24 protein-coding genes are annotated in these 26,962 nt (G+C 46.1%); 6 read left to right on the top strand and 18 right to left on the bottom strand.

Annotated features, from left to right (window positions below):
• Nucleotides 1-21 precede the first annotated feature (21 nt).
• A complete protein-coding gene (locus M3661_RS12195; RefSeq protein ID WP_065291741.1) occupies nt 22-1,548 on the top strand; it encodes a flavocytochrome c in 1,527 nt (508 codons plus the stop codon).
• 222 nt (nt 1,549-1,770) lie between these two features.
• Nucleotides 1,771-2,448, top strand: a complete 678-nt coding sequence (locus M3661_RS12190; protein ID WP_065291740.1) for a hypothetical protein — start codon at nt 1,771-1,773, stop codon at nt 2,446-2,448.
• A gap of 132 nt (nt 2,449-2,580) precedes the next feature.
• Here M3661_RS12190 and M3661_RS12185 read toward each other — a convergent pair whose 3' ends face one another.
• From M3661_RS12185 to M3661_RS12145, 9 genes are all read right to left on the bottom strand, one after another.
• The gene (locus M3661_RS12185; RefSeq protein WP_065291739.1) at nt 2,581-4,296 is read right to left on the bottom strand and encodes a methyl-accepting chemotaxis protein; all 1,716 of its coding nucleotides are present in this window, start codon (nt 4,294-4,296) and stop codon (nt 2,581-2,583) included.
• Nucleotides 4,297-4,627: 331 nt separating this feature from the next.
• Entirely contained in the window at nt 4,628-5,605 is a 978-nt protein-coding gene (gene glpX, locus M3661_RS12180; RefSeq protein ID WP_251485302.1) for a class II fructose-bisphosphatase, read from the bottom strand.
• A gap of 41 nt (nt 5,606-5,646) precedes the next feature.
• Nucleotides 5,647-6,450, bottom strand: coding sequence for a pyruvate, water dikinase regulatory protein (locus tag M3661_RS12175; protein ID WP_021253774.1), 804 nt, complete (start codon nt 6,448-6,450; stop codon nt 5,647-5,649).
• A 16-nt stretch (nt 6,451-6,466) separates the two neighbouring features.
• Complete coding sequence (locus M3661_RS12170; RefSeq protein ID WP_227774997.1) at nt 6,467-7,075, bottom strand: helix-turn-helix transcriptional regulator; 609 nt, start codon at nt 7,073-7,075, stop codon at nt 6,467-6,469.
• A gap of 222 nt (nt 7,076-7,297) precedes the next feature.
• On the bottom strand, nt 7,298-10,027 hold the full coding sequence (ppdK, locus tag M3661_RS12165; RefSeq protein WP_251485299.1) for a pyruvate, phosphate dikinase: 2,730 nt from the start codon (nt 10,025-10,027) through the stop codon (nt 7,298-7,300).
• Nucleotides 10,024-10,203, bottom strand: a complete 180-nt coding sequence (locus tag M3661_RS12160; protein ID WP_021253777.1) for a GapA-binding peptide SR1P — start codon at nt 10,201-10,203, stop codon at nt 10,024-10,026. Before M3661_RS12160 ends, ppdK begins: the two co-directional genes overlap by 4 nt.
• Nucleotides 10,164-11,222 (bottom strand): type I glyceraldehyde-3-phosphate dehydrogenase, encoded by a 1,059-nt coding sequence (gap, locus tag M3661_RS12155; protein ID WP_065291736.1) that lies wholly within the window; start codon nt 11,220-11,222, stop codon nt 10,164-10,166. Before gap ends, M3661_RS12160 begins: the two co-directional genes overlap by 40 nt.
• Before the next feature lie 375 nt (nt 11,223-11,597).
• Nucleotides 11,598-13,049, bottom strand: coding sequence for an IS1182 family transposase (locus M3661_RS12150; RefSeq protein ID WP_251485296.1), 1,452 nt, complete (start codon nt 13,047-13,049; stop codon nt 11,598-11,600).
• 180 nt (nt 13,050-13,229) lie between these two features.
• Complete coding sequence (locus M3661_RS12145) at nt 13,230-13,574, bottom strand: CHY zinc finger protein (RefSeq protein ID WP_251485288.1); 345 nt, start codon at nt 13,572-13,574, stop codon at nt 13,230-13,232.
• A gap of 219 nt (nt 13,575-13,793) precedes the next feature.
• Here M3661_RS12145 and M3661_RS12140 point away from each other — a divergent pair, with 219 nt between their 5' ends.
• Nucleotides 13,794-14,330 (top strand): superoxide dismutase family protein, encoded by a 537-nt coding sequence (locus M3661_RS12140; protein ID WP_251485285.1) that lies wholly within the window; start codon nt 13,794-13,796, stop codon nt 14,328-14,330.
• 84 nt (nt 14,331-14,414) lie between these two features.
• Here the strand turns inward: M3661_RS12140 and M3661_RS12135 are convergent, their stop codons facing one another.
• From M3661_RS12135 to M3661_RS12125, 3 genes are all read right to left on the bottom strand, one after another.
• Complete coding sequence (locus M3661_RS12135) at nt 14,415-15,383, bottom strand: ABC transporter substrate-binding protein (protein WP_251485272.1); 969 nt, start codon at nt 15,381-15,383, stop codon at nt 14,415-14,417.
• A 110-nt stretch (nt 15,384-15,493) separates the two neighbouring features.
• The gene (locus M3661_RS12130; RefSeq protein WP_251485256.1) at nt 15,494-17,113 is read right to left on the bottom strand and encodes a helix-turn-helix domain-containing protein; all 1,620 of its coding nucleotides are present in this window, start codon (nt 17,111-17,113) and stop codon (nt 15,494-15,496) included.
• A gap of 188 nt (nt 17,114-17,301) precedes the next feature.
• Nucleotides 17,302-18,144, bottom strand: a complete 843-nt coding sequence (locus tag M3661_RS12125; RefSeq protein WP_251485250.1) for an aldo/keto reductase — start codon at nt 18,142-18,144, stop codon at nt 17,302-17,304.
• A 352-nt stretch (nt 18,145-18,496) separates the two neighbouring features.
• Here M3661_RS12125 and M3661_RS12120 point away from each other — a divergent pair, with 352 nt between their 5' ends.
• Nucleotides 18,497-20,095 carry a M3 family metallopeptidase gene (locus tag M3661_RS12120; protein ID WP_251485246.1) on the top strand — a complete coding sequence of 533 codons (1,599 nt, stop codon included), beginning with the start codon at nt 18,497-18,499 and terminating at the stop codon, nt 20,093-20,095.
• A gap of 74 nt (nt 20,096-20,169) precedes the next feature.
• Here M3661_RS12120 and M3661_RS12115 read toward each other — a convergent pair whose 3' ends face one another.
• The 5 genes from M3661_RS12115 to M3661_RS12095 all read right to left on the bottom strand — a co-directional run bounded on the left by M3661_RS12115 (nt 20,170) and on the right by M3661_RS12095 (nt 23,685).
• Entirely contained in the window at nt 20,170-20,475 is a 306-nt protein-coding gene (locus M3661_RS12115) for a hypothetical protein (RefSeq protein WP_251485243.1), read from the bottom strand.
• 37 nt (nt 20,476-20,512) lie between these two features.
• On the bottom strand, nt 20,513-21,217 hold the full coding sequence (locus M3661_RS12110; protein WP_251485239.1) for a phosphotransferase enzyme family protein: 705 nt from the start codon (nt 21,215-21,217) through the stop codon (nt 20,513-20,515).
• A 266-nt stretch (nt 21,218-21,483) separates the two neighbouring features.
• Entirely contained in the window at nt 21,484-21,750 is a 267-nt protein-coding gene (locus M3661_RS12105; protein WP_251485236.1) for a CD3324 family protein, read from the bottom strand.
• A gap of 326 nt (nt 21,751-22,076) precedes the next feature.
• Nucleotides 22,077-22,781 (bottom strand): ABC transporter permease, encoded by a 705-nt coding sequence (locus M3661_RS12100; protein ID WP_251485233.1) that lies wholly within the window; start codon nt 22,779-22,781, stop codon nt 22,077-22,079.
• The gene (locus M3661_RS12095; protein WP_065292043.1) at nt 22,774-23,685 is read right to left on the bottom strand and encodes an ATP-binding cassette domain-containing protein; all 912 of its coding nucleotides are present in this window, start codon (nt 23,683-23,685) and stop codon (nt 22,774-22,776) included. The genes M3661_RS12100 and M3661_RS12095 overlap by 8 nt, the downstream gene beginning before the upstream one ends.
• Nucleotides 23,686-23,776: 91 nt before the next feature.
• Between M3661_RS12095 and M3661_RS12090 the strand changes: the two genes are divergently transcribed.
• Nucleotides 23,777-23,983 carry a hypothetical protein gene (locus M3661_RS12090; protein ID WP_251485231.1) on the top strand — a complete coding sequence of 69 codons (207 nt, stop codon included), beginning with the start codon at nt 23,777-23,779 and terminating at the stop codon, nt 23,981-23,983.
• A 133-nt stretch (nt 23,984-24,116) separates the two neighbouring features.
• Nucleotides 24,117-25,013 (top strand): hypothetical protein, encoded by an 897-nt coding sequence (locus M3661_RS12085; RefSeq protein ID WP_251485229.1) that lies wholly within the window; start codon nt 24,117-24,119, stop codon nt 25,011-25,013.
• Between the two features lie 43 nt (nt 25,014-25,056).
• Here the strand turns inward: M3661_RS12085 and M3661_RS12080 are convergent, their stop codons facing one another.
• Nucleotides 25,057-26,733: a M28 family peptidase gene (locus M3661_RS12080; protein ID WP_251485227.1), complete on the bottom strand. Its 1,677-nt coding sequence runs from the start codon at nt 26,731-26,733 to the stop codon at nt 25,057-25,059.
• Nucleotides 26,734-26,962 lie beyond the last annotated feature (229 nt).

Below are 26,962 nucleotides of genomic sequence, written 5' to 3'. Positions count from 1 at the left end.
ATAGAAAGTGGAGGGTTTCACATGAGAAAGAAAGCTACAGCAACAATGATTCTTCTTCTGTCGATCATGCTTATCATCGCAGGATGCGGTGGTAATGGGAACAAGACGCAGGATCAAGACAACGCAGCAAAAACGGAGAAACCAGAAACAGAAGCTGTGTCCGGCGCTTCTAAAGCGAGCTATACCCCTATCGATCAACTGAAAGACAAATATGATATCATCATCATCGGTGCTGGCGGAGCAGGAATGACGGCTGCTCTTGAGGCCAAAGCCAAAGGCATGAATCCGGTTATTTTCGAGAAAATGCCGGCAGCTGGCGGAAATACGATGAAATCCTCTTCGGGTATGAATGCATCTCAGACCAAGTTCCAAAAAGAGCAAGGCATTGAAGACAATAACGACCTCTTCTTCGAACAAACATTAAAAGGCGGTCACGGTACGAACGACAAAGAAATGCTTCGTTACTTCGTAGACAATTCCGCAAGCGCAATCGACTGGTTGGATTCCATTGGCATTCGCTTGAACAACCTTACGATTACTGGCGGTATGAAGGAAAAACGTACACACCGTCCTGAAGACGGATCTGCTGTTGGACAATATCTCGTCAGCGGCTTGGTCAAGAATGTACAGTCCAAAGGAATTCCGGTTTTCGTAAATGCGAAAGTTACTGATATTACAGAAAAAGACGGAAAAGTGAATGGCGTTAAAGTCCTCTTCGAAGAGAAGGATGAGAAGAACATTGCCGCAAACGCAGTTGTTGTCACAACAGGCGGTTATGGTGCTAACATGGACATGATCTCCTCTGTTCGCCCTGATTTGAAAGGTCTCGTAACAACGAACCAAATCGGCAGCACTGGTGACGGCATTACGATGATTGAGAAGCTCGGCGGCGTAACTGTAGATATGGATCAAATTCAGGTTCACCCTACTGTACAGCAAGAGAAGTCCTATCTTATCGGGGAAGCAGTTCGCGGTGAAGGTGCAATCTTGGTTGATAAAGACGGCAAACGATTCACGAACGAGCTGGATACTCGCGATAACGTAACGGCAGCAATTAATAAACTGTCTGACAAAGCAGCTTACCTTGTATTTGATTCTGGCGTGAAATCCCGTGCAAAAGCTATTCAACAATACGACAAAATGGGATTTGTCATCCAAGGCGAAACGGTTGAAGATTTGGCCAAAGTAATGGGCGTTCCGGGCGACCAGCTCAAAGCTACACTTGATACATGGAACGGCGCGGTGAAAGACAAAAAAGATGCTGAATTCGGCAGAACAACAGGCATGGACAACGAATTGTCCGCTGGACCATTCTATGCAATCAAAATTGCTCCTGGTATCCACTACACAATGGGCGGCGTAAAAGTCAACACAAACACCGAAGTTGTAACCAAGGATGGCAAGGCTATAACAGGTCTCTACGCAGCAGGTGAAGTCATCGGCGGCCTGCACGGTGAGAACCGTATCGGCGGCAACTCCGTTGCAGATATCATTATCTTCGGTCGCCAAGCAGGTATTAAATCTGCTGAATTCGTAAAAGCACAATAAAGCTAGTATATCTCCCCCCTCAAACGCTTGGGCTCTTCGCAGTCCAAGCGTTTTATTTATATGTACACACTTTCCTTCCAATGATCACTCCCTCTTGACGCTGGGAAAGTGACAGTTTGCTCGAATAATAAGCAATTAGAACTATTGATTGTAGACCTCTGTTCCTCTACTATCTAGCTATGATTTCCTTTCATTTGTGTGAATAAAAAGGAGTGGGATGAATTGAGAAAAGCACTAGTCGCTTCTCTAACTAGCGCTGCATTACTAGTCGGTCTAGGCACTGGCGTGTATGCAGGCACCAACCTGAAGAAGATTGAGGCTTACTTGGACAGCACTGCTAAGGTGAAGGTGAATGGAAAGGCAGTTCAGTTCAATGATGACAAGGGATTGGCACTGCAACCGATTAGGTATAACGGCAACGTATATGTACCGGTTAAAGGCATTGGCAGCGCATTGAATGTTGCAGTTGCCATCGACTCGAAAACAAATGAAATCATTGTGGGCGAAAAAGTAAACGGCACTCCTCTAAATGCAGAAATTTTTTCGAACTCTTACTACTCCAAAGACCCTGCACAAACGACCTACAGCGGCAAAAATTATAAGGAAGTCATCTATGATCATTCTGATAGTTCACAAGCGCCATCCATCATCGTCACTCCTAACAAAAAATATCAGAAGATCGTCATCAAGCTTGCTGCAATCGATCAAGAGTTAACGAATATCGAGATTTCCGATCTCGACAAGAACGCACTGCTAAAGAAAGTAGATTCGATTCTTCCTGAAGATGGACTCAAAGAAATTGAAGCCAATATTGGCGGTGTAAAAAATGTTGTTATCAGCTTCCAAGTCAAAGGCGGCGGTGGATACTTTATTCCACTCATCGACTCCTATTATAAATAATCGTATACATAAAGGATGTGCTGCGGCACATCCTTTTCTGTACATAATGTTTCTGCTTCGTTTACAAAATAAATAACCGGCCGCTATTTTCTAGCAACCGGTAATACAATGAAATCCCTATTCTACATGCGATTATAGCTTGAAACGATTCACCATCTCCTGCAGCTCTTCCGCCATTTGCTTCAATTGCCCGATCGAAGCAGAAATGGTCTCTACAGAGGCAAGCTGCTCCTCAGATGCAGCCGCCACCGATTGTACGGTGGAAGACGTATCTGCTGCAATCTTCGCCATTTCGTCAACTGAAGCAGTAATCTCCTCAGTACCTGCTGACATCTGTTCTGTCGCAGCTGATGTCTCCTGTACTTGCCCTGTCACTTGCTGCACCAGCGCCATGATATGCTCGAACATCTGCCCTGCCTGCGCAACAACCTTCATACCTGACGCAACATCCTGACGTACATAAGCCATTGCATTTACCGTTTCCTGCGTGCTGTTTTGCATTTCCACAATAAGCTCGGCTATTTGCTTGGCAGATTCACTAGACTGTTCAGCCAGCTTGCGTACCTCTCCGGCAACGACTGAGAACCCTCTGCCGCTCTCCCCGGCTCTTGCTGCTTCAATCGACGCATTGAGCGCAAGAAGATTCGTCTGCCCTGCAATATTCGTAATAACATCAATAATGTTCTCGATCTGCTGAGAATGATCATGCAGCTGTTCAACAGCAGATTCCGTTGTTTGTACGGATTGGTTAATTGACTTCATCTGCTCCATCGCATCGACGATCGTTGCATTGCCCTGCTCAGCTTGTATGGCCGAATGATTGGCCAATTCTGCAACGCTCGATGTATTTTCGACAATCGATTGAATACCGCGCGCAAATTCTTCAAGCGCAATCGCATTTTCCTCCGATGCTGTCTGCTGCAGCTGCGCACCCGATGCGACCTGTTCCATTGAAGCAGCAATATGCTCTGTCGCTTGCGCCGTTTCATTCGCATTGTCAGAGACTAAGCGTGAATTGTGAAGCAGTTGCACCGAACGCTCATGCACCGTGCTCATAATCGAGGACAAACCGTCTATCATCTTGTTGAAGTCCTTCATCAGCACCCCGATCTCATCCTTCGAATCATAGGAGCCGCGAACCGTGAGATCTCCTTGTTCTGCTTGTTTCATCAAGGTTTGCATTTGTCGAAGCGGCTTCACAATCAGATTGGCGATCACATATCCAACTAGCACGCATACAAGCAGTGAAATCATTCCTATGATTACATTCGTCGTGGTGGAAGCTTTCGTTAGCTCCGTTGATTTCTTCGCTTGCTGCTCCGCCAAATTTTCATTCCACTTTACAAGCTCGGTCAACACTTCTTGTACCTTGCTGCGAGACTCGCGTACATTGTGTACGTAATAGTCATATGCCTCTTCGTTCTTATTCGCGATTGCCAACTCTATAGCACGAATATTACTATCGCGATATGGCTTTAGCGCCTTCTCATACTCAGCTACGAATGTTTTTTCCTCATCCGTTTGCAAGACTTCCTTATATTTCTTCATGAGTGTATCACTTTCACCACGGAAACGAGCAATAGATGCTTTGAGCTCACTATTCCGCCGATCATCACTGCTTGCCATTAATTCGAATATGGCGGAGTCAATGGAACGGTTATTCACCATAATCTGCTTCACCCACATGATCGACATCAGATTATGCTTGAAAATGGTGTCGTTCTTATGATTGATCTCATTCATGGCGCGATACGAAGTCAGCGTACTTAATGCCAGCAGCAAAATGCCTACACCAACCAGTATAAAAATTTTAATTGAAGTACGCAGGTCTCTAAATCTAAACTTCATGCTTTCTCTCCCCTCTATTTAACTTTATCATTATCGACAAAATCAGACATAATTTTTATAGATGCTATGACTTTTTATCTGTTTTTCTGAAAATTTACTGCAAACACATCATATTCAAGGCACTCTGATCGTCAAATAAACACAACAAAAAACCCATCATTGAACGTACGCTGCCAGCCGCTGCAATCCAGCTCTTGCACGTATATTCATGATGGGTCTCGTCTACAAAAAGAGAAGTACATTTGAATTTGCGATAGTAGAGGAGTATGTTCCCTTGCTGCAACTTCATTCAGGTGAAGGACGGTCATTTCATTTGAAATGAAGTCGTCTTCTATCCATTCATCCCTGCCGCATACTTAAGCTTGATCGACATATTGTGCACACACCGCAAGTACCGTATGGTTCCTGTGTTCGCACGCATGATGACCGAGTGCGTCTCCACACGCTGACCAGGTAAGTTACGAACCCCATTCAGCAAGTCGCTATTCGTGATGCCCGTCGCTGCAAATATGATATCGCCCGTACCTACAAGCTGTTCCATCCGAAGCAATGCATCAGGGTGTTGAATCCCCATCCGCTTGCAACGCTCTAGCTGTTCCCGACTCTGCACCATGAGCCGACCCTGCATTTCTCCTCCAAGACAGCGGAGAGCTGCTGCAGCCAGCACGCCTTCCGGTGCTCCGCCAGAGCCGACGTACAGATCAACGCCACTCTCGATAATTGCCGGTACAATCGCACCGGATACATCCCCATGATCAAGCAGCTTAATCCGAACTCCACTGCAGCGTAGAGCCTCAATAAGTTCACGATGGCGATCTCGCTGGAGAATCATGACCGTGAGATCTTCTACAGACTTGCCCAGCCTTGCTGCGGACTTCTTCAGTGTTACCTCAATCGGATCATCTAAATTGACGTGGCCTGCGAGCAGCGGGCCTACCGCTAGCTTCTGCATATACATATCTGGAGCGTGCAGAAGATTGCCTCTCTCCGCAATAGCGATGACTGACATTCCGTTATTCAATCCATTCGCGACAACTTCTGTTCCTTCTAGCGGATCCACTGCGACATCAACATCCGGCCCGAAGCGACTCCCAACCTTCTCTCCAATATAGAGCATTGGTGCTTCATCCATTTCACCTTCACCGATTACAACCGTCCCGTTAATCGGAACGGAATCGAACATTTCCCGAATAGCAGAGGTAGCGGCATAATCCGCGCCATGCTTGTCACCCCGGCCGATCCAGGAGGCTGACGCCAGAGCGCCTGCCTCTGTAACACGTGCGATTTCCAGAGCTAGCTGACGATCCATCTCCACTTCTCTCCCTTTTATCTACGACAAGTTGATTTCACTCACGTAATCAAATCCATGACAATGCCTGCAGTTTCCTCAATTGCTTTATCCGTCACATCGATGACAGGGCAACCTAATCGGTCGAACAATGAACGGGCATATTCCAATTCCTCGACGATGCGATCGAGCGAAGCATATCTAGCTAAGACAGGAAGCCCCATCGTCTTCAGCCGCTCAGAACGGATCTTCAATAGATGCTCAGCGTTCATCGTCAAACCGATTATTTTACTTGGGGAGATGCTGTACAAGTGCTCCGGCGGCTGAATTTCAGGCACTACCGGATAATTGACAACCTTCTTCCCCTTATGAGCCAAGAAGACGCTTAATGGTGTTTTGGAGGTGCGAGAGACCCCTAACAGCACAATATCCGCCTTCAGGATCGCATGCAGATCCTTGCCATCATCACACTTGACAGCGAACTCCACGGCTTCAACGCGCTGAAAATAATCGGCATCCAAACGATGCAGCAATCCTGGCATTCGCTTCGGCTGATCCGCGAACGTATCGACGAAAGCTTGAATCATGGGCCCCATAACATCCACAGCTCGAACATTTAGACGGATTGCATGCTCTTTAATGGCTTCCCGCAATTCAGGCTGAACGAGCGTATACGCGACAAATCCTCCGGATTCGGCAGCCTCCTCCATCAACATGCGGAGCTCTTCCTCATTGCGCACATTCATATAGCGTTTAATCCTGATTTGCGGCGCTTCGAATTGGCGTATTGTCGCCTTCACTACAGCCTCTGCCGTCTCCCCGACGGAATCTGAACACACGGTTATCGTATATGACGCGTTCCCCATACGCTTCGTCCCCCTGCTAATCCTGGTCTACTTTGTCGAGCATCAGCTTGATGATCGTCGTCTTCGTTATTCGTCCTACGACATTCCCTTCCAGATCAGAACGATTCTCTGGGTAAGATACGACCGGAAGGCTGTCTACTTGGTGATGTATCATTTTACGCGCAGCTTCCAATACAGATTCCTCTGGCGTAATCGTTACAATATTCGGTTGTCTGGTCATCACCATACTGACAGGCATCGAGGACGCATTCGGATTGCCTAATGTAACCTTAAGCAAATCCTTGCGCGAAATGACACCTGCAAGCTTGCCGCCTTCATCGGTTACAATGAGACTGCCGATGTTCTCTAGGAATAAGGTGACAACCGCATCCTGTACTGTCGTCTTTACATCAACCACAACTGGCATGCCCTGAACCTGTCCGACCTTCATGTTGCGCAGGACGTAGGAATCCGACTCCTTCTTCTCCGCCTTCTCCCCGAGAAAATAGCCTACCTTGGGCTTTGCCGCAATATAATCGAGCATGACCAGCAAGGATAAATCCGCACGAATCGTAGGTCGACTGACCGTCAACATCTCCGCGATTTGTTCTCCCGTAATGGGGGCATGCTTCTTGACGATTTTAATAATTTCTAACTGTCTCGTTGTTAGTTCGATAGCGCATCCCTCCGTTTCATGCTATAAAGGTCGCCTTGAATCACGATCCCTGCCCATACGTGAAATACGTAGGATTCTGTTCATCTTCTGACAAGATTATAGCATTCTGGGCGGAAAGTGCGTAACTCCTGATTGCAGAAGTTCATGCACTCCGCCCCGTAAGTCATGCGCAGGGTTATAAGGTCAAGCTAATCATACCGCTGCTTCTTGTGATGATTGATCTACTGGCCGTTCTCCTGCATGTGATTCTGCTTGTCGCCTTAATGCGCCTCCCAGACGGATCTGCGCCTGTGCCGCTGCAATACGGGCGACTGGAAGCCGATACGGAGAGCAGCTAACATAATCCAAGCCGATCTGATGACAGAACATAATGGATTCATAGTCGCCACCATGCTCCCCACAAATGCTGGTCGTGAGCGTCGGGTTTACGGAGCGGCCTTGATTGACCGCCATCTCAATCAGCTTGCCAACACCTTCCGTATCCAGCACTTGAAATGGGTTATGAGGAAGCAGCTTATTTTCCACGTAATGCGTTAGGAACTTCCCCTCCGCGTCATCTCGACTATAGCCAAATGTCATTTGCGTCAGATCATTCGTACCGAAGGAGAAGAAATCCGCAGAACGAGCAATTTCGCCTGCTGTTAATGCCGCGCGAGGCACTTCGATCATCGTTCCTACCTTATACATGCAATTACGTCTCTCTTCACCCAATACCTGTTCCGCCACGAGATCGACAATGTTGCGCAGGAATTGCAGTTCATTAACGTGACCGACAAGTGGGATCATAATCTGGGGCTGAACTGCAACACCATCACGAAGACAACGCAGCACAGCTTGGAATATTGCTTCTACCTGCATCTCATAAATTTCGGGGAACATAATTCCAAGTCTACAGCCACGCTGTCCGAGCATTGGATTCGTTTCTTCCAGATCCCGAACTCGGCGGATCATCCGTTCAAGCTCCTTGCGCTCATATTCCTGCTCACGTTCTTCTTGTCCCGAGGAGCGAAGTGCATCCAATCGCTCTGTAAGCTCCTCAAGATTCGGGAGGAATTCATGCAGCGGGGGATCGAGCAGGCGAATGGTAACCGGCAATCCGTTCATCTCACGGAACATATCTTCGAAGTCTGCACGCTGCATTGGCAAAAGCCGATTCAATGCCAGCTGACGATCGATATCCTTATCTGCCATAATCATTTGCTGTACGATAGGCACTCTTGCCGGTGACAGGAACATGTGCTCTGTTCTGCACAGGCCGATACCTTCCGCACCGAATTCTCTTGCTTTGCGGGCATCAGCTGGTGAATCCGCATTCGCGAGTACCTTCATCGCACGAATCTCATCCGCCCATTGCAAGATGAGCAGCATCTCGGGTGATACATTGGCATCTTGAAGCTCAATTCTCCCCGGTATTACCTGTCCACTGCCCCCATCAATCGTAAGCCAATCTCCCTCTCGAAGGACATTCCCCTCGGCGATCAGCTGACGCTGCTCCTCATCAATCTGCAGCGCTTCACAGCCGCACACACACGGCTTACCCATCCCCCGAGCTACAACGGCAGCATGACTGGTCATACCGCCACGCAGTGTTACGATCCCTTCTGCGGCAACAATACCATGGATATCTTCCGGTGTTGTCTCCATCCGAAGGAGAATAACCGACTTCCCTAGTCGCTTCCACTCATCTGCTGTGTCGGCGTCGAACACCGCTTGCCCACATGCCGCGCCTGGTGAAGCAGGAAGTCCAGTCGCGATTGCACGATAGCCCGCAGCAGTATGAAGCGAACGATGAAGCATATGATTCAGGTGCTGCACATCAATTCTCATTACGGCCTCTTCCTTGCTAATCAGGCCTTCCTTCACTAGATCGGCTGCAACTTGCAGGGCAGCTCTAGCATTGCGTTTGGCATTGCGGGTCTGGAGCAAATACAACTTCCCGTTCTCGATCGTAAACTCAATATCCTGCATATCCCGATATTGAAGCTCTAACTGCTTAGCGCATAAAGCCAGCTCCTCATAGGCATGTGGCATCGTTACTTCGAGCTGCGAGATAGAAACTGGCGTTCTTGTACCACCAACTACATCCTCACCCTGCGCGTTCATGAGGTATTCACCAAATAAGTCGGGTTCTCCTGTTGATGGGTTGCGTGTAAACAACACGCCAGTTCCACTTGTCTCCCCCATATTTCCGAATACCATCGACTGTATATTGACAGCAGTACCCTGATCGTGTGGGATGTGATGCACCTTCCGATATACCTTCGCTCTTGGACTCGACCAAGACAGAAATACAGCCTCAACTGCTTCTTGAAGCTGCTGCTTCACATCCTGAGGGAATAGGCGTTCCGAGCGCACTTCAATGAGCTGCTTGAACTTCTGAACAAGAGAACACAGCGATTCTTCCGTAAGCTGTTGATCCTCGGTGCACCCAGCGAGCAGCTTTTCTTGCTGAAGTATGCGTTCGAAATGGACAGCCTCGATATTATAGACAACAGAGCCATACATTTGAATGAAGCGGCGATAACAGTCATAAGCGAATCTGCGATTTTGCGTGAGCTTAGCCAATCCTTCTACTGTCTGATCTGTAAGCCCAAGATTGAGTATCGTATCCATCATTCCAGGCATTGATGTCACAGCGCCTGATCGAACCGATACAAGCAGCGGGCATTCAGCACTGCCGAATCGGCGCTGCTGCACTCTTTCCAGTTCCACCATTGCACGCATTACTTCATCCATTAATCCCTCGGGAAGTCGGCATCCATTGCTGTAATACTGTCTGCACATTTCTGTCGTTATGGTGAAGCCTGGCGGGACTGGGAGTCCCGCCTTCGTCATTTCAGCCAAATTAGCACCTTTGCCGCCCAGCAGCTCAGCATCCTCTTTGCCACCATTTCGGAACGAATTCACGCGCACACTTATCAAGCCGTAGCACTCCCCTCTTGCTCGCGGCACGCTTCTTTGTCACACACCATATATTTCGTCTTCACGCCATTCGTAGGCAGTGTATCAATAATGTCATCACAATATCGGCAAATGATTGTGCCCAAGTCGTTCTCTTTTACATACTGATCAATGAGCTCATCGATTTGGTTCCGCATGATTGTTCTACCTCCTCGGATTGGACGAACATATACTTGACGAAATCCGTTACACGGCATGCGTATGCCCATTCATTGTCATACCATGCCAGCAGCTTCACCTGATACCCTGATGTTTGAATTGATAACCCATCAATAATTGCAGATTTGTTGTTGCCAATATAATCGGAGGAGACAAGCGGCTCCTCATTGTATTCTACATAATGCCCCATGCCTTCCTTAATCGCATTTGTAAATGCGCGGACGATGTCTTCCTTCGTAACTTCACAGTGCAAATGAGCAGTAAGGTCGACTAAGGATACATTTTGCACGGGAACTCGCAAGGACAGACCCTGAACCCGCTCCGCCAGATGGGGCAGAATATCCTTCAAGGCTTTGCCAACTCCTGTTGAAGTTGGAATAATGGAGCTGCCGCAAGCACGGCCTCTTCTCCAGTCCGAATGTGCATTATCCAGATGCTTCTGATCATTCGTATACGCATGGACCGTCGTCATCCAACCGTAGCCCAAGCCAAATTCCTGATCAAGAACATGAAGAAGCGGAGCTAGACAATTCGTTGTGCAGGAAGCAGTAGAAATAAGTGTATGCTCCTGCGGATCATATGCGTGCTCGTTCACGCCCATTACGATAGTACAATCCAGATCCTTACCTGGGGCTGTCACGACAACCCGCTTTGCTCCCGCTTCCAGATGCAGGGATGCTTCTGAACGACTCTTAAACTTCCCTGTTGCATCAACGACAACATCAATTCCGTGCTCTCTCCATGGCAGCAGTTCTGGGTTGCGTTCGCTTACTAACGGAATCCGATGTCCCCGAATGATAAGGCATTGATCTCCCGCCTTAATATCTTCCTCCCAGCGACCGTGAATCGAATCATACTTCAAGAGATGCGCCAATTGATCAGGTGCACAGGTAGAATTAATAAGGCCAAGTGATGCACCGTTTCCATTCATGAACAGACTGCGAATAACTAATCTGCCGATTCTTCCTGTACCACTCACACCGAGTCGTTTCAGCATATATCGTTTGAACCTCCTTTGCTCAACTCATATATTACGTCATAATAAATGGAATTTCAATATATAATACACACTATATTCGATTTTATTTCGGTAATCAACGGTTAAAATGTGTATTATAATGAAAATTGGGTGCATATAATACATACTATACATAACATTAAGCATGTCTTAATGACCACAAACAACTGCACATTCCTAGCCATAGCTAGATCCCACAAAAAAAAGATGACCTCTGATCCATTCGAGGCCACTGAAGAACTAGCCATTTTCTTCAGATGCTATTTAGACAACAGAAAAGAAGACATTCGTACCGCATTTCGAGACGAATGTCTTCTTTTTGTGGGTCTAGCTTAGCTGGTTTTCTAGTAATCCTCAGTCCACTAGCTTCAATATTCGTTTGAGATTTACAGCGAATATCGCCATCGCGCCTTGCAATTGCATGCCAAGCAGACCCGAGGATGTGGCTACATCATACCCGTGCCTATGTTTGAGTTCGCTATTTTTGGCTTCAATTTTGTAGCGTTCCTTAGATTTCGCCTTGAAATATTCTGTTTCCTGGAACGCTATCTGCTCCACGTGTTCATCAGACTTTATCGTCACTGAGTACGTTTTGCTCTTAGCTCCTTCTTTGTAACAACCTTCCTTCAATGGGCAGCGTTTACAAATTTCCACATCGAAAAAATAGGTCTTCAGCTGGTTTTTACTGACACCTTTCTTACCCTGTCGTGCTTTCCGAATCGCTATGTGTCCGGCTGGACAAACGTACATTCCAGCATCTTTGTTAAACAGAAATTCGTTCTCTTTCTTGCGAGCGCCTTGGGTAATTAGTGGATTCAGCTTCGCTACAAGTTCAATTTCGTTCTGTTTCGTGTAGATCAGGTTATCTTTCTCCGAATACGCCGTATCCCCAATCACCGTTTTGACCTGCATTCCAGCAGCTTGGCTTTTTTCGATCAGTGTTTGCAATTGCTTGCCATCATTTTTCTCGCCTGTCGTAATTACGGCTGCTGTTATGAGTCGTTCCTCGGTCATTGCTAGATGTGTCTTGTAGCCGAAAAAGGCGCTATCTGCACTCTTGTGTCCTACGCGTGCATCTGGATCTGTTGCAAGTTGCAGTTGCTCCACATCATCCTCAATTGTTTCTTTCAGAAGATGAAGCGGTTCCAGAACTTTTGGCACCTGTGCGATTCCAGATTCCTTTTCAATAAAGGCGACAAGCTTTTGGCAGTATGCGATTTCGTCTTCAAGCACGTTGTTCATGTTCTTCGCTGGCATCTTTGTTTTGACCGACTCGTCCATGCTGTAAACAACCTTACGCAGCTTTCGAGCACGGTCTTGTAGGATTTCTTGCGGTGACTTCTGGTTGTAACGTGCTTTCGTATGTGTAACATCTACGATGATAGAGGTACTCTTTAAGATATTCCGCTCGATTGCAAGGGCCACTGTCTGATCGATGAGCATGTCGAGCAGATTCATGTCTTTCAATCGCAATTTGCGGAATTTTGTCAGGGAACTCGGGTCGATTACCGAGTCTTCCGGCGCCATGCCGAGGAAATATTTAAATGACATGTCGTACTTCGAACGCTCGACAATATCTACGTCAGACAGTTCAAAGATAGCTTTCAACAGTAAGTATTTAAACATGCGGATGGGGTCGATGGCGTTGCGTCCATTATCCAAACAATATTTTTCTTCCAGTTCCTCATATATAAAGGTGAAGTCCACCAGTTCATTAATTTGACGGAGCATGTTGTCCTTCGGCACGACGATGTCGTACAATGCCACATAAGGACTCAGAACCAAGGTTTGTTGTTGACGAATCATCTCGCTCACCCGCTCTCCATGATGCTTTCATTATAAGCAAAAAAAAAGGTACAGCTTCCTCAATTTTCTTGGGGGGGCTGTACCTTTAACATGAGATGGACTTTTTCAGTGGCCTCGATCCATTCAGAAGTCATCTTTTGTGTATTCCATAGTAAGAAAGTATATTTTCCGTCTGCTTCTCTAGCCTTTACTAACAACCGCCGTTACCTTCTCTTGTTCAAAATACAAATGATCGTGGTTCTTGCATCCTGGGTTAAATGAGGTTCCACATATCGGGCACTTATAGTTACAACTAAGATACTCATGAATCGTGAGCTCCGTATGGCAATTGCCACATAAAATCGCCTTCGTACCCCATTCCGCTATTGGCCATACCATAGGCTCGTGATCCTCTGCCTCCTCATGACAATAATAGCAGCCATAATACGTGCCACAGCATTTGAACTTAATCGCAATTACGTCCACCTCTGATTGATAATGACGGCATCTCGTATTCGCGTCAATTGCGCCTTTCACCTGAATCATGCTCAACCCTCGCTTTAGGCTTTCTTCCAACAGCATGCACCTCATGCTAATTCGAACATCATGCACCATGCTAACGCCCTGTCTAGATTCTTCCTGTACAAGCATACCATATCTGTGATTGTTAATCCCTTAACCATAAGCAAATTGAAGAAAGACGGTTTTCTTTCTGAAAAATAGGTGAACACTGTTACCGACACGATATAACTCAAGGAGGTCAACATGAAGAAATTCGTATTCGCGTGCCTGCTGACAAGCTGTCTGCTGCTTAGCGCATGTGTAGCTAAGGAAACAATGGCCGGAGTGAAGTCTCCCAGTGTAAACGTAAATATAATTAACACGAAAGGAGATTCCATCGGTACGGCACAGCTAACTCAAGTCGGCAATAAGGTTCAAATGGCGATCGATGTCCAAAGTCTGTCACCAGGTAAGCATGGCATACACTTTCACGCGGTAGGCCGTTGCGATACCCCTGACTTCAAGACCGCTGAGGCCCATTTGAACCCGACTCATAAGGAGCATGGCTTTGAGAATCCGAAGGGTTACCATAGTGGCGATTTGCCAAATCTAGAGGTAGGAGAAGACGGCAAAGCGCAAGCCACCTTCACAACTGAGATGGTCACGCTGGAGAAGGATAAGCCGAATTCGCTGTTGAAGTCAGGCGGTACAGCGTTAATCATCCATGCACAGCCTGATGATTATAAGACTGATCCGTCAGGCAACTCAGGTGATCGAATTGCATGTGGGCTCATTCAATAGGAATGGTCATAAGAGTAAGGGGCTTCCACCCGTCTTCCTTGATGATGTAATGGCAGCCCCTTATTGTTTGCTAGACGCCGTCACCTATTTGCGCGTAAATAGATTTACCGCCTCATCCAACGATTTAAGCTGGCCAAGAGCCGAGTAATCTAACCATGGCTGCTGTTCAATCGCATGAACATTGCCGTTTTTAACCGCCTTTAGATGTTTCCAGATGGAGCTATCCTCCAACTCTTTGAACAGCTGCTGCGCAGCCGTGTCAGCAGATACCTCAAGCAGAATATGATCGGGATCGAAATCCGGCAGCAGCTCGCTGGAGATGGCTTGCGGCCCTTCCTTTCCTCGGCCTATACTTTCTAAGCCCTTGGCGGGTTTAATCCCTAAATCTTGATAAAGCAATGAGCCATAATTGCGATCTAATCCGTATACTCTGAGCTCTTTTTTCATGACGCGCAGCACTAACACCGTCTCGTCACCAAGCACTTGCTTGATAGATTCTTTTGCTCTAGCGGCTTTTTGCTTATAATCGGCAATGAACGCTTCGGCCTCCTTTTCTTTGCCTAACCCCTTACCGAGTTGCTGCAACTGTTCTTGCCAGGTCGATTGCTTGAAATTAAGCACAATTGTCGGCGCAATCTTCTCAAGTTCATCCTTGCCCTTTATCAGCTCTTCCTGCGCGATGATAAGGTCTGGTTCCACGTTCACGAGCGCTTCAAGGTTGGGATCTTGGGAATTCCCTAAATTTTGCGTATGTGGCAAGAGATCAGCTACATGTGGGAGAAACTCTTTACCTTTTTGCGTTACCGCTCCTATCGGGGTAATTCCTAAAGCAAGCAAGTCGCTCGTAAAAGGAATAGATAATACCGCAATCCGTTTGTCTGCTCCTGCAATATCAGCTGGCGGCTTCGTATCGGAAGTGGCCGTTTGAACCTGTAATGATTTCCCCGATTCACTCTGTTTATTTGAGGGCACTTGCCCGCTGCATGCTGCAGTAATCATTACGAGTAATGTGCAGATACAAGTAAGTATCTTCATGCGATGACGTGTAATCATGATGCCAAAACCCCTTTATATGTTGTTTAAATGAAAATGATAATCATTATTATGATCGAACTCTATCCATTAATCCATGCCATATCTTTAGATATCTATTTGTATAATTTTTATTTTGCAGCCATGAGCAGACTTACGGCCTCGCTGAGTTGACTTTCAATTGACCGTGGAGAATACATCATCCATTTGTCCCAATCCAACACATGCACATTACCATACTTCACGGCAGGGAGACTGCGCCAGCCTTCGCTCTGCTGTATCTCTTTTATGGAATCTCTCTCCCACTCTCCAGACTTCGTTACAAGGAACAAATAGTCCGTATCGCAATCAGATAAATTTGCTGTGGTCGCAGACATCCAATTAAAGACCGTTCCAGGCAAGTGCTTATCTATTTCTCTTCGAATTTGTTCAGGTGGTGATAAATTCAAAGATCGATAAAACACATGTCCAATGTTGCGCGCGCCATATAGTTTTACTTTATGATCGACAAATGTAAGCAGCCCAACCGTACCTTCCCCGATCATTGCTTTTACTTTTTTTTGGTCGCGCTCGACTCGTTCTTCGTGACGTGCTATCCATTCATAAGCTTCATTTTCTTTACCCACAAGACGGGCAATCTCGCGCATGTGTCCGAACACGTCTAAACGCTTCCAAGGAATCGTTACAATGGGAGCGATATCCCCAAAATACCTGTTCATTTGCTGGGAAATGTGATCCTTGCACAAAATCATATCGGGCTTGTTCATCAATAACGTTTCTCGATATCGTTCCCACATTCGATCATAGACTGGCATAGACATCATTGGCGCTTCTTTATCGATATGTATGGCTAATGGCTTCACGCCCAGTGTTAAAAGATGGTCTGTGTATGGCTGAGAGAGTGACACGATATGTATATGCTGCTGCTTCATATATGCGGTTGGTGCGATTCCGCTGTATGTCTTAAATCGCCTGCTGAAATAAAACTCATCCTTGTATCCGACATCTTGGGCAATATCGCGTATTTTACCGTTTGGCTGCAGCAATTGCTTCTTCGCCTGATTCATGCGCAGATCGGTCAAATACTCGATTGGACTCTTCTTCATTTTCCGTTTGAATAGTTGAGAGAAGTAAGAAGGATTCATACCAGTCAGATCCGCTAGCTTGGCCAAGGTAATATTCGTGGAAAATGCCTGCTGCATATACTCAATCGTGTAATCCAGCAAATTGTCGGTGCTCTCTAATATCGTGGACGTCCTGTTGTCAAATATGACGCTTAATAAATCATGTAGATAAGGCTGATTAGGGGAATGATCCATACGCGTTATAGAGGGGCTGTCCTTGAATATTAATCGAATCAAGCGTCTAATGCGAGGATGCTGCTCGACCCGTATTTCCCCGTTACCAGGCAAAGTCAACTCCTTCTCATATACTCTTCTCTTATCGCTCCATTCCATTGCGCGATAGATGTCGAACTCGATTTTATAGAGGTGCAGTCCATGTTCCGCGGCGCATTCAGCTGCAAGAACGGATCCTACCGGCAATAGAAAAACAGTACTCGGCAGCAGCTCGGCGGCATTACATCCGTCGTTCATGTACAATTTTCCCTTACCATTCACCACATACAGTAACATATGAGATATAAGCTCTTGTTTCGCCCATCGACTACCATCGTGAATTTCAACCTGCTCCATTTGTTTGATTTCCAACAAGGTCTTATGTAAAAAGGCGTTGTGTATATCCTCTTTCACCACTTTCCTCCTACTCCTATCATTCGTTAACCACGATTGTTTAATTAATAATGATTCTCAATATCAGGGACTTATTTTCTCATGTTCGTTTTCATTTGTCCATAGATGATGCATGATGACCGTTCAATAAACGTAAAAAGGCTGCCCCTTGTCACACTAGTGACTTGGGCAGCCCTTCGTTATTCAATTTAGAAGTCGAAATTGTCAGGATCTGGACCAACACGATGATGTTGATTCAATCCATCAATGCGCTCCATCTCTTCTGATGTCAATTCAAAATCGAAAATGGAGGCATTCTCAACGATCCGATGTTCCTTGATCGATTTCGGAATGGTAATGACGCCATGCTGCAGATCCCAGCGCAAGATTACTTGCGCAACCGATTTTCCGTGCTTGCTAGCAATTTCTTGCAATTCAGGTTGATCAAGCAGTTGTCCTTGCATAAGCGGAGACCATGCCTCAAACTGAATGCCTTGCTCCATGCAATATTCGCGCAGCTCTTGCTGTGTCAAGCGTGGATGGAATTCGACTTGGTTGATCATCGGCTTAATTTCTGCAACCTTCATCAAATCCTGCAAATGATGAATGTGGAAGTTGCTTACCCCGATTGCTTTCACGCGACCAGATTTATATAAGGTCTCCAACGCTCTCCATGCGTCTTTAATCTTACCTTCTACCGGCCAATGAATCAGATACAAATCCAAATATTCGAGACCGAGCTTCTTCAAGCTTGCATCATAGGCTGCAAGTGTAGATTCATAACCCAAGTCCGAATTCCACACCTTCGAAGTGATGAACAATTCTTCTCTCGCGATACCCGCTTCTTTCAATCCGATTTGGATTCCTTGTCCTACGCCTTCTTCATTTCCATATATAGCTGCAGTATCAATACTGCGGTATCCATTCTTGATTGCTGCCGCAACGGAATCGACAACTTCGGAACCGTCATTCACCTTGAACACGCCAAGTCCGAACCACGGCATTGTCACTCCATTATGCAATGTAACTCTATCTTGTAAATTCGATGCCATTTCACGTTCCTCCTAAGTCTTCTTCATAAGAATCCACCTATACACGTCATGTGATCGGCGAATTTCGCCATAACGCGATACATGCATTATGGCTTACATGGAATCGAAATGGAAGTACGCACTTTGAAGTGTTCTAGTAACCTAAAAGTAACCTTGTTACCTTCAAGTAACTGTAATTGGCTCTGCCTGTTTTCTTTTAATTTCTCGGGTATACCTAACTATAGCATCAACATACCTACATAATTGTACGATTAATGCCATAAATCAAGAATTCCAAATTACATTATTTTGGTATGGTAATAACTATAAACTTACACATTGTGCTAGTAGTGTTATGGAGAGGAGAATTCATATGGATGTCATGGATGTGGAGTCTTTTTTGCAGCGTGAGAACAAGAATCTTCAGGAGCTAAGCGTAAAGATTGGTCAAACAGGATGGATGGTAACTTCTACAGGTGAGGAATCATGGAATGATGCGTTGGAGGTTGCTCGAAATGAATGGAAGCGTTATTTATCAGATACAGAGCGGTTCGCCCTCATTACGAAGCACCTAGAGAATAAGCAGCTTACATCATTACAACAACGTCAGCTTACAGAGCTTCACCACTTTATGATCAATCAACAGTTAGATCCGCAGCTGGCTGAACGCTCTACTCGCATGACAAAGGAACTAGTGGACATTTTCAATTCCTACCGTCCTACCATACAGAACCAGCATGTATCAAATAATGATATTCGTACGATTCTGGAAACGAGTCTTGATCCGGAAGAACGCAAGCAGGCATGGCTCGCTAGCAAGCAAATCGGCAAGCAGGTCTGCGATCGCGCACTGCAGCTTATCCAGCAGCGCAATGAAGAGGCGCGCACACTTGGTTACGACAATTATTATCAGATGCAATATAGCGCGCAGGATCTCGATCTTGACGTCGTGTTTGCCATAATCGATGAGCTGCTTGTCCAGAGTGAAGAACCGTATCGGCTTGTGAAGCAGCAAATTGACGAGGAACTAGCTCAAAAGTTTCGTATTACGGTATCGCAGCTTAGGCCGTGGCATTATTCAGATCCGTTCTTTCAAAGTACGCCTGCCGTCAGTGAATGGAGTATGGCTGAGTATTTACAAAATGAAAGGATGGAAGCCATTACAGCAGAGACGTTTCAAAGCATGGGGCTCAATATCACAGATGTAATCGCACGCAGTGACCTATATCCGCGCGATAAGAAATACCCATATGGCTATTGCACGGATATGGGACGTACGGGCGAACCACGCGTCATGATGAGCATGAATCCGAGCGAATTTTGGATGAGTGTGATGCTGCACGAGTTCGGTCATGCGGCATATGAGAAAAATATTGACGCAGCGCTGCCTTTCCTTCTACGCAAGCCTGCCCATACGCTTACTACCGAAGCGATTGCGATGCTCTTTGGCCGAATGACAAAGGATCAGGATTGGATTACCCGCTTCATCAAGCCGGAACCCACCGCCTTTTCATCCCATGCCTCTGCCCTGCGCGATACTCTTCAACGCGAGATGCTGGTCAGTATGAGATGGTATATTACATTTGTGAAGTTCGAGCGCGAGTTGTATGAGCGTCCGCATACCAATGTGAATGAACGTTGGTGGCAGCTCGTAGAAGAGATCCAGCACTTGCAAGCGCCAGAGGATACCCGGCATCCGGACTGGGCTGCCAAGATGCATTTCACGCTCGCTCCCGTAAGCTATCAAAGCTATATATTAGGTGAGCTGACCGCTTCCCAACTGCATCATTATATCATGACGAACATTTCGCGAGACTTGTTCTCTCTAGAAGCTGGAACTTATGTAAAGGAGCAAGTTTTCTTCCCTGGCGCGACATGGACATGGAATGATCTATTGAAACGTGCAACGGGCGAGCCACTTCATCCTAAGTATTTTGTCCAACAGTTCGTAAGCTCGCACTGCAAACAATAATACAACAATCGTACTCGTACATATGGGGAATGCAAGAGAGAATAATATCTCGCTGCGCATTCCCCTTGCACGTTCTAATGAGAAGTGATGTTCACCGGGTTCACTGGACTTCCTATTTGAACCGGATCAACTCGGCGGAATAAAAACGACGAATCTTGCAAAAAGGCATGCAAATACGTTTGTGCAAATACCTGTTCGGATTTCAGATTTTCCGTCTCTTCCGGATTTGCAGCATGATGACAGTAGTTCTCGATCATAAACATGATAAAAAAACACTCCACCTGCTGAATATAGCCGCTGGACAGCTTTTTCATATTTTCATATCCTGCAATAAACTGCTTGCGCTGATTTACACCAAGTCCTAATAGTGCACCCGCCATATCATAAAGATAATAACCATAACCGCACCGACCAAAATCAATCGGACGGCTCTTCCCCGGTATATACAACATTCCCTGTATGCAAATCAGCATGAATCAGACCATATGTATCAGCATTTCGTTCCATCCCGGCAACTTGAGCAATAACCTTATCGGCCGCTGCTTGATAGAGATCCCAACCTTGCTTGGCTAAAAATCGAGGGTAATATCGTTCGAGCTTCTTGAACTCCTTTCTAAAACTGTCAATGCCCCAGGCGGGACGTGTGAAATCAGAGGAAGGAACATAATGTGCAGCTTCCTCATGGAGTCGTGCCATCATCGTACCCGTTCGATACGCTTGGCTATCCGTTAATGCCATAGCATTCTCCCCTTCTACCCATCTCATCAACGTGACATCTGGCCTGCAATAACCCGTTTCCGTTTCCACTTCAATTACATAGGATCCATCCTTGCTCGCCACCCCAGTCGGCACTGTCAGCTCCATCGAATGATGCAACATCTGAAGAAAGGCGAGTTCGGAAGCAATCTCATCTCGACTCCACCGATCCGAGTGAATGCGCAGTAGATAACATTCTTGAGAAGTCGCTTCAATCTTATACGTAATCGTATCCGACAACTGTATGAACTGGATTTTTTCCCATGCGATGTCATACTTCTGAATAGCATTTAGCGCCACATTTCTCGCCCGTGCCAGCAGCACATGTTTCTCTTCGTTCGTGTCGAATTGAAAGAATGAAATCATTTTTCTCCACTCCAATATTGAGCATATTCGAGCACTTTGCCACATGAAGTTCGGATCGAGGGTTGAAGGTTCTTATCGAACTATTTCTCGGTCGACACATTCATAAGCTGCTCTTACAGCCTTTATTGTAGTAGGTGGACTCCAAGCAACATAGGGAATAAATTATTTAAAACAAACATTACAAACACGCTGCAAGAAGCTGCAACATGTTACAAATAAAAAAGACCGCACCAAATCCCTCTGATGCAGCCTTTACATCCAAATCACTATGATTTTGTATATATAATCTTCTTAATACTGTCCGAGGACAAGCAATATTGCTCGGCAAGCTCATCCATAGTTGAGCCCGCTGCAAAAGAATGTCGAATAGCTATGTTCCGCCTGCTCAACATCTTCCTGCCTCCCGATTGTTCGCCCCATTTCTTATGCTGCGACTTCGGCGCAGGGACATACAGCAGTCCGCCTTGGATATATTTTTGAATCTCTTGAATCAATGTCTTGGGTAATACTCGATCTGCATTTACATATTTCATCTTCGCTCTACCCCTTACAGAAATGTACTGTGAAGAGAGCAAAGTCTAAGCTATCAACTTCATAACTTCATTTGAAGTCATGGCGGTATCTTTCATTCAGGCTTCAGCTCTATACAAACAACCGCCGTTGTTCATAGTTCAGACTTTGCATAGAGCGCATCTGTAACCTAGCGTTATCAGTCATGGCGATTCTCCTTATCAAAGAAAATAAAGTAATAAACTAGCGATAGACCTTAGCTGATTTTCCCCATATATTACTCCTCGCTTCGTAAAAGTCTCTCGTTTATATTATGTACCTCCATATTATTGCGCCCATGATCTGCAGACTACTCTTCAACCTGCTTCAGCACTTGAATGAGCAGAATCATCAGTAGTACCGCATATCCAATAGATAGCCCGATCGTACCAAGAGTTGATGCCATTGTATAACTGCTATAGTTCAACAGCATATTCATCGTATGATAGGCAGGCGGAAATACCCATGATAGAAGCGCACCTGCTATGCCTGCTTTTGCGATAAGTGCTCCTTGACAAAAGGACAGTGCAAGAATAAGCAGTATCCCGCCAATTGCATAGCTAGCACGCTCCACCCTCTTCGCGAAGTACAGCGATATCGCAATTCCGAGGAGTGCAGAGCCGAGGTGCGTGAACAGCCCGACAATGAGATGCTCGAACCGAATAGGCTCGTCAAATTTATCGAACACGATTGGGTAAACAATTGCAACCACAACAATGAAACAAATGATAAGCGCAGCCGAACAAATAAGCCCGATCAAATAGAGTGCTCGGCTCTTCACATGCAAGATTGTCAGTTCTTCCTGAACCGCATGCTCCGTCTTCAGGAAGCTGTAGCTGAACCATGCTGCCATGATATAAATCAGCATCGTCGTGAATGAGAAGCTGCCCATAATCGGATTCGGTGTATACGTATAGAACAAGCCCAAACTAATCAAGAACGTGAATAACGGCGGTATGTAGCGATACGATCGACTGTAGTTGCGCAGCAAGTACCATATGGTTGCTTTAAGCATATTCGCGTCCCTCCTGTCGAGAAGGCTGCTGCGCATAATTTGAACCAGTATATCCATGGGCGGCACTTGCTTGAACGGATACAATCGAACATTTCCGCATTAGCAGCTCTAACAGCACGTGATCTGAATCATGCTGCCTCGAACGTATGACATACCTGTCAGAGATTGTATCATGCTCTTTATAACCGAGAATCCCTTCTATTCGAGCGATCTCATCACTTATAGACAGAGATGTCGGTACCGTCACCTCAATCTGCACATCTTCCTCGAGCGGACGAACCTCTGTAATTGAAATTGAGCCACGGTGAATGCTTACGCATCGATCCGCAAGCTGATCGACCAAAGATGCCTCATGACATGACATCACCATTGCAATGCCCTGCTGCTTCATATGTCCGAGCAGACGAATAAGCTCTCGCTGTGATTCCGTATCCAATCCGGATAGAGGCTCGTCCAGCAGCAATAAATCAGGCTTATTCAGTACAGCTTGCATGAGGTTCACCTTTTGCAGCATCCCTTTGGAGAAAATATTCATTCTTCGTGCAGCTGCATCCTCCATTTTGAACAAGGCAAGCAATTCATCCAGCCGTGCAGATATGGCTTCCTTGCTCATCCCTTGCATACCACCCATGGAAAATAGGTACTCTTCCGGTGTAAGCCGCAGCTTCGGCAGTCGATCAGGAACGAAGCCAATACGCTGTTTGCTTCCTCCGTGACGATGAATCATTCCGCTCGTCGGCTTGGCTAATCCGGCAATCAAGCGGAGCAGCGTGCTTTTCCCCGATCCATTCGTTCCTGTAATCGATACTGCTTCATGCGCTCCGATAGACAATTCTACACGTTGCAGGATGACTCGACGATCATAGCTCTTCGTCACTTGCTCCAACTTTACTAACCCTTCCAATCAGATATCCTCCCGAATCTATCATTTCCACTAAAAACAAACATGCGCATCCTATATAATACCAGTATTTTAACAGGTTGTAACAGTATGCATGGAAGAACAAACATTGTCAATCCATACCGCAGTCATTCGATATCCAGATCATGACCGAACCGTTGAGGAACACTCTGTTCCGATCCCCATTTTACATGAGCATCATGAACATCTTCTTTCTTGCCCGCGTAAGATTACATCGCCAGATGGAATCGATATCCTTCCTGCGATTGATGTTGTTAGCTTAAAGGTTCGCTACAATTAGATGTTGTAGCTACAAATTGTGATGTACGTTGATCAATTAAATTCTTCACGTTCGCTCGAAGAGTGCCTGGGAGAAAAACAAAGCAAGCAGCTTCATTAGGGTTGTAAATGAACAATAGAGAGGACTACAACTTATGCTTACAATCATCATGACAAGTTTGGGAACGGTAATGCTCCTCGTCATTATTATTGCTTGTGCATCTATACGCTGGATACGTAGAAGCTTTCGGATTACACCTGCAAATCGCAATCGTTTCGAATTTCCTCAACCAGAACCAATGACAAAGCATCAAGCGAAGTACGTTTTACGAACGGTACAGTCAAATGCAATTGCAGATTGGGAACGACGATACGAAGCTCTTCTACAGCACATGATTTCGCATGGAGATTTGGTAGAGGCATGGGGATTCCGCACCTCTCTCGTTGTACAAGGACGAACGAACAAAACGCAATGGAGCAATCTTTTCATTTATAAGCTTCCTCCGGACATGAGTGCTGCGGATTTTACGGCTCTGGAACAGACGTATGTAAAGGATGCCGATCCTTGTATGACTGAACAGCTACGCTTACACAGCCGAACCTTATCAGCTCATCTTATCCCTAGCTGTGTAATCGGAGAAGAGACGAACTTGCCGCCAGAATGTGCATTCTATGTTGAATATATCTCGGTACAGCCTGACGCTATACAAAACTATACGCACAGCATGGATGCAATCACCGCACCTGCGATGTCTATGCTCAGCAAGCAGGGAGATATCCACTCCTTTACGGTTTTTGAAATGGATGCGGCCGATACGGATGGTACAACTACGACTACCCTTAAAAGGTGGAACCAAATTCATATCACCGCCGGTTCGCCGCTCTCGTTCATTCCATTCAGTTCCCGCTTCAACCGTGCAATTACAACAGTGCATCCGCAGGTCGGAGGATTAGAAGGCGCAATCAAACAATGGGAGAAATGGTGCTCGTATGAGCGGGTTGATGTGATGAAGCTATTGTGGCACTGTCGCGACTCCAAGCAAACCGAATAATACACGAGCAGAGCCCATGATGCATACATGGGCTCTGTTTTACCTATTTGCTATCCACAATTTTCGCGGAACGGCTTACCCGAACCATCGTTAGACTCGTCATAAGCGGCTGCAGCAAGGTGAATATTAACACGCACAGAACTGTGGTGAATACCGTAATCTGAAGCGGCATTCCCGTATACAACAGATGAAATAAACTTGTTGTCAGCGTCAATGGAGCAAGCGCGAATACAAGGCTCACCCATGGCCGCTGCAAGACCATAATCGGATTGCGCTTATGCAGTGTACACCCGATGACGATGCAGTGAATAGGAAGCGGGAGCAGGAATAGGTAGCTTGCTCCAGGGATAAGCCCTAACACAACGATTAAAAGCAGGAAGTAGAACAGCATTCCGGTTAGGATCATTTCCAAGACGTTAACCCTATCCCGAGTTAGACGTGTGAATGCGAGATGAACAAGTAATGCGATCAGTACAAAAACAAGATTGACCTGAGCCGGTATGGAAGCAGATTGCAATGGCATCCCCGCCACTGAACTTCCAATATACATAATCCCTACAAATACCAAGTAAGCGACCACAACAGATGTAATGATGCTTCCTAGTGTAAGCAGGAAACTGAGCGCCATTCCCTTCAATGCAATTGCCTTCTTCTTGAAGAGCACCGCGATACAGAGAAGCCACCCTATGCCAATCAAGATGGACATCGGGATCGTCCAGGAAGAAGGATAATGAAGCAGCAACGTAAACCAGTTAAAATAGACCCGATCGGAATCATTCACTTGCTCTAAATCCATATTTCCGAACCGCTTAGCAGCCCCAAGTGCATTCTCGCCATGGTGCTGTAGTGTTGCTAGTGTTACATTGTCGGGCGTATCTTGATCGGAATGGTATTTGTCCCAGCCATCGATATATGCGAAATTAAGACCTGGTATGCCAGCATTCAGTGAGACGGTCAAATCCGTATCATTCGGCATCGTCCGATACAAGTCGCCTAAAAGGGAACTGCTAACTGGAGACACCGCGAACGAGGCAAATTCAGAAATAAGCTGCCCATTATTTCGGCTCGTTTGGAACATGATTGACGGACCTCGCGAACCTCTCGCCTCGAAATTCACGACAAGGCCGATCTGTTCACGAACTTTATTGTCAAACCAGAAAGCCTCTGCACCAAGCATCCCTTTCTCTTCACCATCAGTCAGCACGAACCAAATGTCCCGATCCATAGGCGGACTAGCCTGTAGAATGCGTGCCGTCTCCAAGAGTGCCGCAACCCCAACCGCATCGTCATTAGCCCCTGGGCCAAATGGTGTAGAATCGTAATGAGCGGTCAGCATCAATGCTTTTCCCGGTTTGGTTCCTTTATGTACTCCAATGATATTATGCAGCTCAAACGACTCGGAGATGCCTCTATACTGCCCTGTCCATGGATACGTGTTCACATTTGGCTGTAGCCCTAATAACTCCATTTGCTCAACTAAATATGTTCGCACCCTCTCATTCTCTACCGAACCTGATGGATGCGGCAGCTGTGCGATGGCTCTCACATGCTCCATAGCTCTAACCGCTGAAAATTGTTCTATCGGTGCATTCTCTCCTTTTGGCGCCGGCGGCTGCTCTGACCATAGTGTTGCGAGAACAAGCATTATACAGATGACGGCAATACCAAGCGTACTCCATCTTGTCTTATACGTCTGTTTCACTCTGACCGTCTTCCCCACATTCGACTACCCCCTAATCATCCTTTTATTTTTACTTTTAGGAATAATTTACCTAGTAAGATAGAGCTATCATATATGACCTCCCCTACAAGTACAAGACTTAAATCTGAGCGCGTACTACTTCAAATTCATTAAGAAATTTCTGTTTTTCTGAACTTAGCAATACTTACAAAACAACAAACCTTCTTACCGCCTACCTCTTAGCAGCTTAAGTACCGATTCTTGTCTT

Origin of the sequence: Paenibacillus sp. MER 180 (assembly GCF_023713665.1) — a bacterium.
In the GTDB taxonomy this organism is placed as follows: domain Bacteria; phylum Bacillota; class Bacilli; order Paenibacillales; family Paenibacillaceae; genus Paenibacillus_B; species Paenibacillus_B suaedae.
This window is presented reverse-complemented; position numbering and strand designations above follow the sequence as displayed.